At 56.3% G+C, this 14,205-nt stretch carries 12 protein-coding genes; 2 read left to right on the top strand and 10 right to left on the bottom strand.

Going from position 1 to position 14,205, the window contains the following annotated elements; all coding sequences use genetic code 11:
• Positions 1-199: 199 nt before the first annotated feature.
• The 10 genes from ACQ4N8_RS27390 to ACQ4N8_RS27435 all read right to left on the bottom strand — a co-directional run bounded on the left by ACQ4N8_RS27390 (position 200) and on the right by ACQ4N8_RS27435 (position 12,710).
• On the bottom strand, positions 200-1,429 hold the full coding sequence (locus ACQ4N8_RS27390; RefSeq protein WP_430707533.1) for an SLC45 family MFS transporter: 1,230 nt from the start codon (positions 1,427-1,429) through the stop codon (positions 200-202).
• Positions 1,430-1,433: 4 nt separating this feature from the next.
• Entirely contained in the window at positions 1,434-2,171 is a 738-nt protein-coding gene (locus ACQ4N8_RS27395) for a glycerophosphodiester phosphodiesterase (protein WP_430707534.1), read from the bottom strand.
• A 332-nt stretch (positions 2,172-2,503) separates the two neighbouring features.
• Positions 2,504-3,070 carry a flavodoxin family protein gene (locus ACQ4N8_RS27400; RefSeq protein WP_430707535.1) on the bottom strand — a complete coding sequence of 189 codons (567 nt, stop codon included), beginning with the start codon at positions 3,068-3,070 and terminating at the stop codon, positions 2,504-2,506.
• 137 nt (positions 3,071-3,207) lie between these two features.
• Positions 3,208-4,878, bottom strand: a complete 1,671-nt coding sequence (locus ACQ4N8_RS27405) for an MGH1-like glycoside hydrolase domain-containing protein (protein ID WP_430707536.1) — start codon at positions 4,876-4,878, stop codon at positions 3,208-3,210.
• A gap of 5 nt (positions 4,879-4,883) precedes the next feature.
• Positions 4,884-5,768 carry a glycoside hydrolase family 43 protein gene (locus ACQ4N8_RS27410; RefSeq protein WP_430707537.1) on the bottom strand — a complete coding sequence of 295 codons (885 nt, stop codon included), beginning with the start codon at positions 5,766-5,768 and terminating at the stop codon, positions 4,884-4,886.
• 216 nt (positions 5,769-5,984) lie between these two features.
• Entirely contained in the window at positions 5,985-6,824 is an 840-nt protein-coding gene (locus ACQ4N8_RS27415; RefSeq protein ID WP_430707538.1) for a carbohydrate ABC transporter permease, read from the bottom strand.
• Positions 6,825-6,829: 5 nt separating this feature from the next.
• Positions 6,830-7,780 carry a carbohydrate ABC transporter permease gene (locus ACQ4N8_RS27420; protein WP_430707539.1) on the bottom strand — a complete coding sequence of 317 codons (951 nt, stop codon included), beginning with the start codon at positions 7,778-7,780 and terminating at the stop codon, positions 6,830-6,832.
• An 83-nt stretch (positions 7,781-7,863) separates the two neighbouring features.
• The gene (locus tag ACQ4N8_RS27425) at positions 7,864-9,219 is read right to left on the bottom strand and encodes an ABC transporter substrate-binding protein (protein ID WP_430707540.1); all 1,356 of its coding nucleotides are present in this window, start codon (positions 9,217-9,219) and stop codon (positions 7,864-7,866) included.
• A gap of 124 nt (positions 9,220-9,343) precedes the next feature.
• Positions 9,344-10,918, bottom strand: a complete 1,575-nt coding sequence (locus ACQ4N8_RS27430) for a response regulator transcription factor (protein ID WP_430707541.1) — start codon at positions 10,916-10,918, stop codon at positions 9,344-9,346.
• On the bottom strand, positions 10,911-12,710 hold the full coding sequence (locus ACQ4N8_RS27435) for a cache domain-containing sensor histidine kinase (RefSeq protein ID WP_430707542.1): 1,800 nt from the start codon (positions 12,708-12,710) through the stop codon (positions 10,911-10,913). The genes ACQ4N8_RS27430 and ACQ4N8_RS27435 overlap by 8 nt, the downstream gene beginning before the upstream one ends.
• A 292-nt stretch (positions 12,711-13,002) precedes the next feature.
• Here ACQ4N8_RS27435 and ACQ4N8_RS27440 point away from each other — a divergent pair, with 292 nt between their 5' ends.
• Entirely contained in the window at positions 13,003-13,227 is a 225-nt protein-coding gene (locus ACQ4N8_RS27440; protein WP_430707543.1) for a PspC domain-containing protein, read from the top strand.
• A gap of 38 nt (positions 13,228-13,265) precedes the next feature.
• Positions 13,266-13,949: a PspA/IM30 family protein gene (locus tag ACQ4N8_RS27445; protein ID WP_430707544.1), complete on the top strand. Its 684-nt coding sequence runs from the start codon at positions 13,266-13,268 to the stop codon at positions 13,947-13,949.
• Positions 13,950-14,205: the final 256 nt, after the last annotated feature.

Genomic DNA, 14,205 nt, shown 5'->3' on the forward strand with positions numbered 1-14,205 from the left:
ATGCGTTTGGCCTGGTCCCGCATCATCTTCTCGTCCTTGAACCCCCATTTATTGACCGGCTCGCGGCCCAGGCTGTGGGTGGCCCTCCGCTCCAAGCGGAGAGCCGCCTGACCCCGCGCGAGCGCGCGAGCCCAAAAAACCTCCGGAGCCCCGCCATCCCATGGCAGCGAGGCTCCGGAGGTTTTCGTTTGCTGGCTGCTTAGCCGGCAGCCAGCGGCGGTCCGTCCTGCGGCTCTTGCCCGGCCGCTTTGCGGTCCGGGGCGATCCCGAGCAGGCAGGCCAGCGCCAGCAGCATTCCGGCCGACGCGCTGATGAACAGCGCCGGGTAGCCGAACAGATCGATCAGCCAGCCGAGCAGCGGCGGCGACGTGATCGCGGCCAAAGACGAGACGAAGTAGTAGATGCCCGTCCGCGTCCCGATGCTTTCCTCCCGCCCGGTTGCCACGATCCACGGGTAGGAATTGATGTTGATGCAGGCCCAGAAGATCCCCCCGACGATCAGCAGCACCCGCAGCCACAGGATGGATTCGACGAAAATGAGCGTGCCGAACACGACAAACAGCCCGGTCACCCCAACCGAGATAACCGCCTTTTTCCCGAATTTGGCCCCCAGCCAACCGCTGGGCAGCGCAAACACCAAAAAAGCCAGCGAGAAAAACGTCAGCGAAAAAGACGCTTCGCTATCGCTCATCCCGATCTGTTTCGTTCCATACAGCGTGAACAACGCTTCGACGCCCTGATAAGCCACGAACCAGAAGAAGATCGCCGCCAAAATCAGCACCGTCGTCTTATCCAACTGATCCTTGATGCGGATCTGCGGCTTCGGCTGAGCCGTTGCCGCTGTCCCCCCACCGCCCGCGGCGAGGGCGGCCGCGGCCGGTTCGCGGATGACCGACTTCAGCACCAGCAAGCAAATCACCATCACGATCCCCGCAAACAGAAACGGCACGTACGAGCCGATGCCGTACAGCTGCGAGCCGATGCCAAAAGCGAGCACCGAACCGATCCCGCCCATGAAATTGATCACGCCGTTCGCCTTCGTCCGCTGCGTTTCGGGCGTGATGTCCGGCATCAACGCGACCGTCGGCGCCCGGAACAAGCTCATCGACAAATTCATTAACACCATAAACAATACCAGCGTTACGAACCCGGTATGCCAGGGAATCAACGTCGCGAAGACGGCCCCCAGCGGCATGCCGAACAGCAGATAAGGCATTCTTCGTCCAAACCGGGTATTCGTTTTATCGCTGCGGTGGCCGATCCATGGCTGCAATACAATGGCGAAATAATTATCGATCGTCATCATGAACCCGATCATGGCGGCGCTCTTCAAATAATCGTCTAAAAACAGCGGAACGAATGCGTTATAAAGCGCCCAGGTCAAGCTGATGCTAAAAAAGCCAAGCCCCAGCAGCCATGTTTTTCTCATTCGGTCACACTCCTTGTTTGGCCAGCAGCTCCGCCAGCCGGTCCGGGTAATCGGTGATTATGCCGGCCACTCCGGCTCGGATCAGCGCTTGCATCACCTTCGGATCATTGACGGTAAACGGATGGTAAGCCACCCCGGCCGCTTTGGCTTCGGCCACCAGCTCCGGCGTCAATGCGTATTGGTACGCGTGCAACGCATCGGCCCCGATCCGCTTCGCATAATCCCACGGCTCGTACAGTCCTTCCATGTACAAAATGCCGGTTCGGATGTCCGGGGCAATCTTTTTGCACTCCACCAATGAATAATGGTTAAAGCTGGAGAGGACGATCCGTTCCGATATGCCGTACCGCCGCACGGCGTCCACGACCTTTTGCTCGATCCCGGGATACATTACCACGCCCGTCTTCAGTTCGATATTGACGATCGTATCCGTGCCGCTGACCAATTCCAGCAGCTCCTCCAGCGTCGGGATGCGCTCGCCTGCGTAATCCGCATGAAACCAGGAACCCGCTTCCCGCTGCTTGATCTCGGCCAACGAGAAGTCCTTCACCCATTCCGGGCTTCCCGCCGTACGCTGCAGCGTCTCGTCATGGATCAGTACCAGTTCCCCGTCCTTCGTCATCTGCACGTCCGTCTCGATTCCGGTAGCCCCCAGCTCGAGCGCCTTGGCAAAAGAAAGCATCGTGTTCTCGGGGTAATACCCGGCCGCTCCCCGATGCGCAAAATTAATGATATCGGTCAAAAGGATCATCCTCCCAAGGAGTTTATTTAAAATTAATATTATCCATCCCCTTAGTATAATCCTGCATTGTCATCCCTATATAAAAAAGCCTGAGCCGGTGCCGAATGCAAATAAGGCCCTTTTAGGGCCTTATTTGACCGTTCTCACCTTTTTGTCGGGAAATAAGGTATATTTATGGCCTTATTTTTCCGAGTTTTCGCCAAAACCGCCTCCCGGATGCCGCTTTTGATAAAATAAGGCCCAAAAAGTCCTCTATTTCGGTCCAATCTCCATGTTTGGGTGATATAAGGCCCTTTTTTACCGCTATTTTCGCGCCGTGCCCTCCCGACGGCTCAGGTGCGGTTCACCATGACGGGCTCCGCCTTCCGCAGCTCCGCGTTTAACGCCTCGGCTTCGCGGATCGCGCGGGCGTCGTTCAGGACATCTCCCGGCTTGCTGCCTTTGCCGATCACGTAACCGGCAAACGGCATGCCGACGAAATCGAACGTATACTGCAGCTGCTGAATCAACGGGAGCGCCTTGATCCGCGGATTGTCGCCGCCGACCACGATAGCGTAAGCCGTTTTGCGCGCCATCTGCTCCTTGAAATCGTAGCGCGTATCGCGAAGGCTTTGCGACCAGCGGTCCAGGAAATTTTTCATCAAACCGGACGCCCCGTACCAGTATACCGGCGTGGCAAAGACCAGTACGTCGTGCGCCAGCACTTCCAGGATCACCTCGTCGTAATCGTCGTCCACGGAATCGAAGCCGCCTTCCTCGTGCCGTTGATCGTGGATCGGTCTGATCTCTTTGTCCCGCAACAGGATATGGGTATGAGGAATCCCCTCTAGAACCAGCTTCGTGAGCTCCTCCGTATTCCCGCCGTTTCTCGTACTTCCCTGCAATACTGCGATGCGCATGGCTTGCACTCCCCTTCAAAATTCTCAAGGCTGAATTTCCCGAAATAACGCCTACTGTATTTTTATACCATGAGGCCTGTTTTTTATGCCAACTTTAAAAGTTTATGGCGCTTTTTCGCGAAATGTGAAGGGGCTGTCTACATATAGGCAGGTGATACGACGCCGGGGCCCGACGCCGGCCGGCTTCCGGATCCGCTCTCGCCTATCCGCCAAACCGCGTTCCCGGCCAGGCTGACCGGATAGGCGCCCCCGCCGTGCTCCAGCAAGCCTTCCACCGTGCGGACGGTCATGCCGATCAGCGCTTTCGGCTGCCCGCGGCGATCGGTGACGAGGCGGGTACCATGTGGGAACCGGCAGTACAACTCCCCGTTCCGGTAGACCGTACTGCCCTCCCGCGTATTGACGAGCTCGAACTCGGCGCCTTCCACCGTACGGCTGTACGCGGTTTCTTCCGCCAGGACTTCGCCGTGATCCAGCGGATACGGGAGCAGCCCGGTAAACCATAACTCTTCCTCCGGCGTCGGCATAATGCCGCACAGCCGCTCCACGAAGTCGAGCAGGCACAGGATCGCCGGAGAATACGACTCCGTAAATCCTTCCGCGCCCGTCCATGGGCTGAGGCACTGCGCAAACCGCTCCATGCGGGCCATGGCCGATACGATCGGCTGCAGCACCCAGGTCAGCTCCACATGCCGGCGGTGATGTTCGAAGGCATGCGGCGCCCGAATCAGGCTGAGGAAATTCGTCGTTCCTGCCCAGGTATTATAGGCCGAAGAAGGATCGAACCGCGGATCGTCCATGGCGATCGAAGTAAACGGATATTTGGCAAAAAATTTGCGGGTGTTCAGCAAATACCGGCGCAGCGACGAGGCGAACAGTTCCCCGTCCCCCACTTCACAGGCCAGTACGCGCAGCAGCACGTCGGACTGGATGCGCACGAATTGCCCGCTCTTGTCCACGTCGTAGAAGAAACCGTCCTCCGGATCATAGCAATGGTCCATCAGGCTTTGCAGGCTCGCGACCGCCTTCATGGCCCATTCCTCCCCGGACTGCCCCAGCCGGGCGGCGATGTCGGCCATATAGCGGCGCTGGCAATAGACGTTCGCCGTCAGGTCCGGAGCCAGGAACGGCAGCACCGGCGAATCCGGATAGCAATGCCGCGGGTCGCCAAGATGCGGCGTATCCGGCGCGTGCCAGAACCGCGGCGACAAATCATGCCCGGTGTCGAATGCGCAAAACGCTTCGACGCAGCCCGTACCCCGCGTATCGCGGAACGCGGCCAGCCAGGCGTCGTGCCGTTCCATCGCCCGGTACATCTTATCCAGGAAGGCCTCGTCCGCGCTGCCGTTCAACCGGTAGTGATTCCAAACCGAACGCGAAAGTGGTGTCACCATCTGGATTTGCCGGTAGGACGGACCGGTGCCGGTTACTTTATAAGGCATCAGGCCGTCGGCCCGCTGATAATCAGCAAACAACGCGAAGGTCGACTGCGCCACCGACGGAATGAACCTGCTGAGCAACTCCGCATTGATCGTGCCGGTGCTCTCCAGCCAGGTGCCGAGGTAAACCCCGCCCTCATGCAGTACCGGCACGCCGCTCACTGAAGGCACGATGCAGTCGAGCAGCTTACGCACGCCCGCATAATAGGTCCGCTCCAAAGCGCTGCCCTCGGCGGCGGCAAACTTGACGCCCGAAGCGGCGAATTCCTCCAACGCCGCCTGGTCCGACGGCTTGCGCAACCCGTCGCCGGCGACAATCCGCGACGCATCCAACTTGCGCAAACGCTGCAGGGTTCCACTGCCGTCCATCGTCGTCACCCCTTCGTACGGCCAGCGCTAAGCTTGCCGTCGTGTTCCGTCAACGGGACGAAGATCGGACGTTCGTTCGGGTTGTCGTTCGGCGTGTGAATCGCCAGCCACAGCCCGCCTTCGAACGTGCGGAACAGCATCCCGTGTCCGCCGTCCCGCTTATACAATGGCTCCGCATCCTGCACCCAGGGACCGGTGATGTCGCCGCCGGTCGAACGGGCGCTGCCGATCGTGTAGCCCCCCTCGCTGAAGCTCGACCAGAGCATCAACAGCTCGCCGTTACCCGCGCGGTAAAGAAAAGGGCCGTCGGTCACATAGTTGGCCCCGCTGCGAATCCCTTCGGCCCACGGCGCCTCCGAGGCCCGGAACAACACGACCGGCTCGGACACCGCCCGATCCAGATTCTCGCTTAGCCGCACCGCGCATATTTCCCCGTCCTGCACCTGTACCCACTCATGGCAGAACACCATCCAGGGGTCGCCCTGCAGGTCGACGTAAAGCGTACCGTCGAGGCACTCCCAATCGGGCGGCGTCAACGGTCCGTCGCCGAGCGGCTCGAACGGCCCGAGCGGGCTGTCCGCCACCAGCGTTTGCGTGCCCCGGCATTTGCCGTCCGCCTTGAACGTGGCGAACATATAATACCGCCCCTTCCAGGCGTGCACCTCCGGCGCCCAGTAATTAAAGTCCGACCAGAAGTCCGGCCCCGGCAGGAACGCCGGGTAAGGCCCTTCCCACGACGCCAGATCCGTGCTCACATATACGTCGAACCCCCGGGGCTTCCCTTTCCAGCAAGTTTCGCCGATCGTGCCGTACATGTAATAGTTGCCTTCCGCCTCGTCCGGCAAGACGAAAGGATCGCGAATATGGATGTCCGATAATGCTAAGGTCATAACAGTTCCCTCCTAAAAGTCGTACAATTCTCCCGAGTCGCACCTCCCGCGCTGGGCCTCCACGTGAGCCCTGTTGTACGATTTTTCGTACAACCCCTCGGCGGTGCGGCCTCATTCAGGCCCTTTTGTACGATTTTTCGTACAATACCCCACGCCGGGCCTCCACGCGATCCTTTTTGTACGATTTTTCGTACAACCCGCCGGCCTCGGGCCCCCTTATTTAAGCCCCGTCGTGGAAATCCCTTCGACGATATAACGTTGGAAGATCAGGAAAATAATGATGACCGGCGCGACCGATACCGTCGACATCGCCATCAGCGAACCCCAGTTGGACGTACTGGTGGAGTCGATCAGCGAACGAAGGCCGATCATGACCGTAAACAGCTTCGGACTGTTCAAGTAGATCATTTGGCCGAAGAAGTCGTCCCAGGTCCAGTAGAAAGTGAAGATCGACGTCGTAATGACGGCCGGAACGCAAAGCGGCATAATGATCCGCAAATAAATTTGGCCGGGTCCGCAGCCGTCGATCCGCGCGCTTTCGTCCAGCTCCGTCGGCAGCCCGCGGATGAATTGCACCATCAGCAGGACGAAGAAGGCATCGAGCGCAAAGAACTTAGGCACAACGAGCGGCAGGAACGTATTCACCCAACCGAACGTATGGAACAGAATGTATTGCGGGATCAGCGTGACCTGAAACGGCAGCATCAACGTCATCAGCATCATGCTGAACCAGAATTTCCGGCCGGTAAAATTCAAGCGCGCAAAAGCGAAAGCCGCCAGCGAGCAGGATACCACATTGCCGATGACCGCGAGCGCCGCGATCGTAAACGAATTGATTAGAAAATGCCCGAACGAATAGCCTTGGATCCCCCGCCAGCCGCTCACGTAATTGGATAACGTAAAGGAATCGGGCCATAACCCCATGTCCGAGAAAATCTCCGCGTTCGGCTTAAAGGAGCTGCTGATCATCCACAGTACCGGATATATCATGATGATCCCGATGAGAATAACGACCGAATGTCTCCAAAATTTGCTTAATGTGAGCCTCAATACCATGCCCCTCAGCCCCTTTCGTCCTTACCGTCCGCATAGTATACCCAGTACTTGGATGACGCGAACACGATCGCCGTGAACACGCCGATAATCATCAGCATGATCCAAGCCATAGCCGAAGCATAGCCCATGTTAAAGAAGGAGAAGCCTTTCAAGTACAGGTACAGCGAGTAGAACATCGTCGAGTCGATCGGCCCGCCGTGCCCGTCCCCGATGATATACCCGGAGGTAAATACCTGAAACGATCCGATCATGTTCATGACCAGGTTAAACAGAATGACCGGCGACAACAGCGGCAGCGTGATTCGCATGAACTGCCGCGCGCGGCCGACGCCGTCCACCGCCGCCGCCTCGTAAATCTCTGCCGGAATTTGCTTGAGCCCCGCCAGGAAAATCACCATAGACGATCCGAACTGCCAAACCGATAGCGCGACGATCGAATAAATAATGTAGTTCGGATTCGCCACCCAGTCCGGCGCATCAATATGAAAAATTCCCAGGAACTGATTAAACAACCCGTCACCCGAAAATATTTTTTTCCACACGACGGCGATCGCAACGCTTCCGCCCAGCAGGGACGGGATGTAATAGACGGTCCGATACAAACCAAGCATGCGCAATCCCTTATTCAAAATAATGGCGACCGCAAGGGCAAACACCAGCCGCAAAGGAACGGAAAGAAACACGTATTGAAACGTCAGTTTCAGCGAATGCGTAAATGTAGGGTCGCTTATAAACATTTCCGTGAAATTTTGCAGCCCGATCCACTTGGGTGCCGTCAACATGTTGTAGTTGGTAAAAGACAAATACAGCGAAGCCAATATCGGCCCAATGGCCATGCAAAAAAATCCGATCAACCAGGGCAGCAAAAACAGATACCCGGTCATGTTCTTTTTCCAGGAAAGACGTTTCTTGCGCTTCACGATCACATGGGTCGTCACGCCCGTCACCGAATCCATAAGCCCACACCTCCGAATCAATCATTCCTCAGGTTCAGAAAAAGGGGAACCGAACGGATCCCCCTCTTCTTGTGACAGACCTGTTAATTTGTTGTTGCGCTCAAGTTCGCTTGCAAGATTTTAAGTCCTTGCGCATAGAATTCTTCCGCCGCCTTCGCGATGTCCATTCGTCCAAAAGCTACGTTTTGGCTGGCCTTGAGCAGTTCCTGTTTGAATTCGTTGGATCCGGGAACGTTGTACAGCAGGTCTACGTCATCAACCGCAACGATATCCAGGTAATCGTAAACCACTTTATCCGTTTCCGATGCTTCCGCTTTCAGCACCGCCCGCATTTCCGAGGATACCGGCACGCCGCGGTTGTTGCCGAGAATTTTGGCCGCATCCGGATCGTTGACCCAGAAATCCATCAGCATCGCCACTTCTTTCGGATGCTTGGTATTCGCATAGCCGACGACGTTTTGGCTGGATTGGACGGAGATCATGCTTCCGTTAGGTCCCATTGGCACCGGGATTAACGTCAGCTTATCCTGCGACATTTTCTGAAAGTCGGCAAATTGGTTGGTCGGAATAAACTGCATCGCCGCCTGGCCTTTCGCAACGAGGGACATGCTCGTATCGTCCGGATCAGCCGAAATCTGCAGCTCCGGCGTTACGATGCTGCCCGCTTTGCGCATGCCTTCCCAGAGGGTAAACCATTCGGATACGTCCGCGGCCGCGAAGCCAAGCTTCTGCTCGGGCTCATTGTAGATCATCTTGTCGCGTTGAGTCAGGTATACGCCAAACTGGTCCATCTCGCCGGAATAATCGTAAGACCCGTAGATTCCTTCACCCGCGGCAGAGATTTGTTCGTTGATTTTGATAAAATCGTCCCAGGTCCATTCTTTCGTCGGCAGCGCTACTCCGGCCTTTTCGAACAGTGCCGTATTCGCCAGGATTGCCGTCGAATTCGCCCCGATCGAGATCCCCTGAAGCTTGTCGTCGAACGTATTCATGTTGATGAGCTGCGGGGACATTTTGCTCGTATCCAGCTCATTGCCTACGTACGAATTCAGATCAAGCAACACGTCCCGCGTCGCATATTCCAAAATATTGCTACCTAACGTAAACAGGTCAGGCGCCGTTCCTGAGGCTAGCTGCGTGTTTAACTTGTCGAAATATCCGTCGAAAGGCGAAAACTCGGGAACCACTTTGATGTTGGGGTTCTTCTCCTCGAACTTTTTGAGCATGGCCGTCGTAATGTCGGCCCGGGTCTGATCGCCCCACCACATGACGCGAAGTTCTACCTTCTCCTCGCTCGCGGCTTTGCCGCTATTCCCCGCTGGTTGGCTGGAATCGCCGGTGCCCGCATTGCCTGCATTGCTGCCGGACCCGCAAGCCGACATCAAGACGGTTGTCAAAAGAAGCACACTGGCCAAAATCATCGTCTTGGCTTTTTTCATGTAATTCTTCCCCCTTGCCTAAGTTTTTCTTGTTTCGTCTATTATGGTAGCGCATACATTCAAGGAGAAGAATCCGTTTTTTTTGGGCGTTGGACTTTTACATTTTTTAGATGTGGAACGCGCACTATTCGTTTTTTTCCGCTTGGCGGTATTCCGACGGACTCATGCCGAATACCTTTTTGAACTTGGTGCTGAAATAACTGGCATTGGAAAAACCCGTCAGCTCGGCGATGTCGTTTAAAGCGAGCGGCGTCTCTTCCAGCAGCTGGACCGCTTTGTTCATGCGGACATCGGTTAAGTACTGGAGAAACGATTGGCCCGTCTTCGTCTTGAACAGGTCTGACAAATAAGACACATTGTAGTGATACTGCTCCGCGATCTCCGACAAATTCAAATCATTCATGTAGTGAAGCTCGATCATTTCCTTCATCGCTTCTACGATCGAAGGCTCCTCCCTCGAGCCGCAGCCTTTCTTCAGGGCAAACAGAGGATCGGCCAGCCCGAACAGGAATCGGCTGGCCTTAGGAACGGTGCCGAGCTCCCATACCCTTTCCGGATCGATCCAGATCTCGTTTTTGTCACGAAGCGCCAATCCCAATGAATCGGCGGCCAATTCGACGGACAAGCAGCACTGGAAAATCATTTTGACGAACTGCAGGTGCGAGTTCGCCAAGGCTTTCGTCAGCTCTTCTTCCGCCAGCTTCTCGAATGCCTCCTTGCGGCCTTCGTCCAGATGCCGCTGGAGCAGCTTCAGCTTATCCTTGGCAGGCAGCTGCGCCGGATCCGACGGCCCTCGCACAGCCTCGGCTTCGGGCTGCTGCGCAGGCTGCCGCAAATACCAGGCCAGCACGGAAGAAAGATAACCTTCGCGCCAGGCCTCCAGCCCTTGCGCGGTCTCTCCCGCCGAGACAAGCACCTCCCGTTTTAAATAACTCCGGATGATATCGGCGACTTGAGCCGTAAAATCCCGCACCTCCCCCGGGTCATCGCGGACGATGGCAAACAGCAGATCCGGGTGCCTGGCTTCCCGGAACACCGGAATTCCGTGTCCCGTTTCGCCGGCCAGCTCACGGCACAGCAATTCGAACGGCAGGCGCAGGCCGCTATCGTCGGCGACCTTCGCAGGGGGCAAGCCGATGGTGACGAAGCGCACCGGCTGAACCGCCAGCTCGTTCAGGCCAAACAACCGGACGCGTTCCTGCCATGGATTAGCGCCGGCCGGATAACCTTTGATGACGCTATTGATAAACTGCTCCTTCATTTCCTCCAGGTAACGGGAGAGCTTCCACTCGGCCAGTTGCTGTTCCTCTTGGGTCGAGCGCTCCCTCTCCAGCTCTCCGACGACCTTGCTTAATGCCTCGGCCAGCTCGCTCCGCGAGACCGGCTTCAGCAGCAGATCGCTAGCCTTATTCTTGATTGCGGCATGCGCGTATTGGAAATCGTCATACCCGGTGAGCACGATCAACCGGGTCCTTGGATATTCCTTCGCGCAATGCTCCAGCAGCTCGACCCCGTCCATGATCGGCATCCGCATATCGGTTATAATGATGTCGCAGCTTTCGTCCTTCAGCCACTCCAGCGCTTCGGATCCGTTGGAGGCCTCGCCCCCGACGCGCAACCCGAGGCCCTGCCAATCCACCTTCAGCCGCAATCCCTGGCGGATTTCCCGCTCGTCGTCGACCAACAGCACCTTATACATCGACGTTCCCCTCCCCAATCGGTAAAATCAGCGTAATGCTCGTTCCCTGATTCGGTTCGGATTCGATCGCAAACGAGAATCCCGCCCCGTAATACAACGCGCAGCGCGCCAAAATATTGCGCAGCCCGATCTGTCTTCCGCCGGTGCTCAGCACCTGCTCCAGCTGGGAATGCTGATATTCTTCATTCAACTGCTGCACAAGCTCCGGCGCCATGCCGATACCGTTATCGGCGACTTGCAAATTCAGCCTATCCTCTTCCCCCCAAATGCGGATGCGCACCTTGGCGACGTCGTTCATCACCCGGCTGTATTTGACCGCATTTTCGACCAGCGGCTGCAAAATGAACTTTACGACGTATATCGGCCGGTTCGGCACTTCATTGTCCAAGGTCAAATCCAGTTGCTCGGCAAAACGGTAGTTCAAAATCGCCGCAAAATACTCGGTGTACGTGACTTCGTCGCGAAGCGGGATCAGATCGCTTTTGGCATTCAGCGAGAAACGCAGCATTTTGCCCAGCGATTCGATCACCTCGACCGCATCGTCCGACCGCCGTTGGATCACCAGACTGCTTAACAGCTCCAGCGTATTAAACAGGAAATGCGGATTGATCTGCATCAGCAGAGCCCGGTATTCCGCCTGCTGCCGGCGCAGCTTCAACTCGAATTCATTCTTCAAATGAGAGCGCAGCCGGACGATCATGTTCCGAAACGCGGCCGTGACGAAACCGACCTCATGGTTCACCTTCAGCTTCTCGGGAATCCTCTGTTCGGCCTGGGCAAATTCTCCCCGCTGCACGAGCCGCATCGCCGTCACCAGTCCGCCAAGGGGCTTGGTGACGCCGTAGGAGATCCAGACAGCTACGAACACGGCCAACACGAGTAGCGTTGCGGTAGCCACCAAAATACCCGATTTGAGATTGATTAAATTGGCCAACAGTTCGTTTTCGGAAACGGCGCCAACCAGCATCCAGCCGTTGAACCCCAGCCTTTTGTACACATAGATCATCTCTTCGCCCTGCTGTTTGGCGTACATGACGCCTTGGCCCGGGCCTTGTGTCTGAACGTGCTTCAGCTTGTTCAACACCTGATCGTCGAAATCGGACAACGACTGGTCCAGCAACGGTTCGCCTTCGCTGCTCAGCAAAAGGATCGTGCCGTGCGGACCAAGATGGACCTGAGTCAGCGGGTCCATGAAATATTCCGCCCGAACATTCACCTTCATCACGGCCTTGGCTTGCGAAACGCTGAACGTTCCGATCGGAATCAGAAAACTGATCGCCTCGTGCTGCTTCAGCCGCACGGGCTCGAACGGATCGATCCCCGCCGGGGCCCAATGCTGCTCGGACTCGTAAAAGGCAGTATGCCACGGCGTATCCAAAAAAGACGGGTCTTGCAGGATCCGGTTATCCAAGCCGACGTACAACCCGTCCTTGCGATATATGGAAGCGGTTGCAATAATCGAATAATTGTTGACCGTGCGCGTCAAAAACTTGCTAAGCTGAATATTTTTCAGCATTTTTTGCCCCGAGGACTCTTCCGGGTCGGACAGCACCTCGTTCCATTCATTCGTAATTTCATTGTTGTAAATAACCGAAGAAAAGTCGTAAATCTGCCCGATAGTCGAATTAATCATTGCCGTGTAGGCCGTCATTTTCTCCAGGGCCGCCGTCTCGCTGTCGGATCGGAGGATCGAGCCGGCCTTGTTGTAGCTGATCAGAAACATGACGCAAAAGGAAATGACCAATAGAAAAACAAACACCGCAATCAGCCGGTTTCGCAATGAGAAAAACATCGTCGCCGCCCCTCCCTTATGCAAAACACTATAACCAAATCGGCCAAATCCCGCAATACAAGCGCTTACAACCCAAAACGGTTCAAACTCCGCGATATGGGGCCTCCGTCCGCTCCTCATCTGCCCGTATGCCGTCCCCGACCTCCCGCCGAGGTAAAGACCCGACCAAGGTCCAGTTCGCAAACCGTCCCCGCGCCCGTTATGAACGGCCGCGAATCCCGGTAGAATGTAGACATGAACAACAGAGATGAATCGTTAAGTCGATAACATACAAGAAAGCGAGTGGTTTACCATGAGAAAACTTTATCGTTCCGTTACGGACAAACAAATCAGCGGCCTGTGCGGCGGCCTCGCCGCTTGGCTTGGGGTCGATTCCACGGTCGTGCGGCTGATCGCCGTGGTTGCGGTATTCTTCAGCTTCGGCACCGTCGTCGCCCTGTATTTGATCGCCAGCATCATCGTCCCGAAAGAACCGATTGGCAGCTACGGCTACGATGATCCTTTTTCCCAATTCTAAGAACGTCAAACACCATTCATTCCAAAGGAGAGATTGAGATGAGCAGCATATTCGACCGTATTGCCAATTTGGCGAAAGCTTCGATTCACGAGGTATTGAACAAAATGGAGGATCCGGTGCTGATGACCGGCCAATACTTGCGCAACCTAGAGGATGACATTGCCGCCGCCGAGAAAATGATCAAGGAGCAGCAAATGACCGCCGTCGTCCAGGAAAGAAAAAGCGCGGACATCGCCCATCTCGGCAAACAAAGCGAAATCCGCGCGCTGACGGCGCTGGAAAACGGCGACGAAGCGACGGCCCGGCATGCGGCCGCGGAAAAAATCCGCTATGAGGAACAAGCCCAGCAGTACGCGAATGAAGCGCAGGAGGCCCGTAACCGCGTGGCCGAGCTGGAATTGCGGCTGTCGGAAGGCAAAGCGGAATTCGCCCGTTTGAAAGAAAAACGGAACGAGCTGGCCGCTCGGGCCCGCAAAGCCCAAGTCAAAGCTGAGGCCGAGCGGCCCAACTTCAGCCGCGGCATCGAAAGCGGCGCAGCGGCGCGCGGCTTCGAACGGATGGAAGAGAAAATCCTCGAGTGGGAAGCGCAGCAGCAGGTTTCCGGCGCGGGGCACCGCTTCGGCGACGCCTCCGGCAGCGCGGACACGGGCACGGCCCCATCGGCCGCCGTTAACGAGGAGCTCGAACGCTTGAAGGAGCAATTGTCGGCCCGGCATTCCTGAGCCGTTGATATAAAAAACCGTCCGGTGTGAAAGCATCGGACGGTTTTTTGCGTATCGTTTAAGCCAGCGATGCCCCCAGCCTTTTCATGTTCTCCAACCATTTCTTGCGCATAGCTTCGGTCGGTCAACAACTCATGACTAAAGTCACGAGCTTGTAACTGCCCGGAAGTGCATGCGACAAAAAGTCTCCTTCCTTAACATGGCGTTACTATAGGCAGGTTGACTTCTGCCTTATTGTATAGGTATACCTATACAA

Origin of the sequence: Paenibacillus macerans, from assembly GCF_050565405.1 — a bacterium.
GTDB classification, from domain to species: Bacteria; Bacillota; Bacilli; order Paenibacillales; family Paenibacillaceae; genus Fontibacillus; species Fontibacillus macerans_B.

What these genes read in the sequence shown, in the direction of transcription:
- ACQ4N8_RS27390 (WP_430707533.1), bottom strand. Translation starts at nt 1,429, where the DNA reads ATGAGAAAAACATGGCTGCTGGGGCTTGGCTTTTTTAGCATCAGCTTG.
- ACQ4N8_RS27400 (WP_430707535.1), bottom strand. Translation starts at nt 3,070, where the DNA reads ATGCGCATCGCAGTATTGCAGGGAAGTACGAGAAACGGCGGGAATACG.
- ACQ4N8_RS27405 (WP_430707536.1), bottom strand. Translation starts at nt 4,878, where the DNA reads ATGGACGGCAGTGGAACCCTGCAGCGTTTGCGCAAGTTGGATGCGTCG.
- ACQ4N8_RS27410 (WP_430707537.1), bottom strand. Translation starts at nt 5,768, where the DNA reads ATGACCTTAGCATTATCGGACATCCATATTCGCGATCCTTTCGTCTTG.
- ACQ4N8_RS27415 (WP_430707538.1), bottom strand. Translation starts at nt 6,824, where the DNA reads ATGGTATTGAGGCTCACATTAAGCAAATTTTGGAGACATTCGGTCGTT.
- ACQ4N8_RS27420 (WP_430707539.1), bottom strand. Translation starts at nt 7,780, where the DNA reads ATGGATTCGGTGACGGGCGTGACGACCCATGTGATCGTGAAGCGCAAG.
- ACQ4N8_RS27425 (WP_430707540.1), bottom strand. Translation starts at nt 9,219, where the DNA reads ATGAAAAAAGCCAAGACGATGATTTTGGCCAGTGTGCTTCTTTTGACA.
- ACQ4N8_RS27430 (WP_430707541.1), bottom strand. Translation starts at nt 10,918, where the DNA reads ATGTATAAGGTGCTGTTGGTCGACGACGAGCGGGAAATCCGCCAGGGA.
- ACQ4N8_RS27435 (WP_430707542.1), bottom strand. Translation starts at nt 12,710, where the DNA reads ATGTTTTTCTCATTGCGAAACCGGCTGATTGCGGTGTTTGTTTTTCTA.
- ACQ4N8_RS27440 (WP_430707543.1), top strand. Translation starts at nt 13,003, where the DNA reads ATGAGAAAACTTTATCGTTCCGTTACGGACAAACAAATCAGCGGCCTG.
- ACQ4N8_RS27445 (WP_430707544.1), top strand. Translation starts at nt 13,266, where the DNA reads ATGAGCAGCATATTCGACCGTATTGCCAATTTGGCGAAAGCTTCGATT.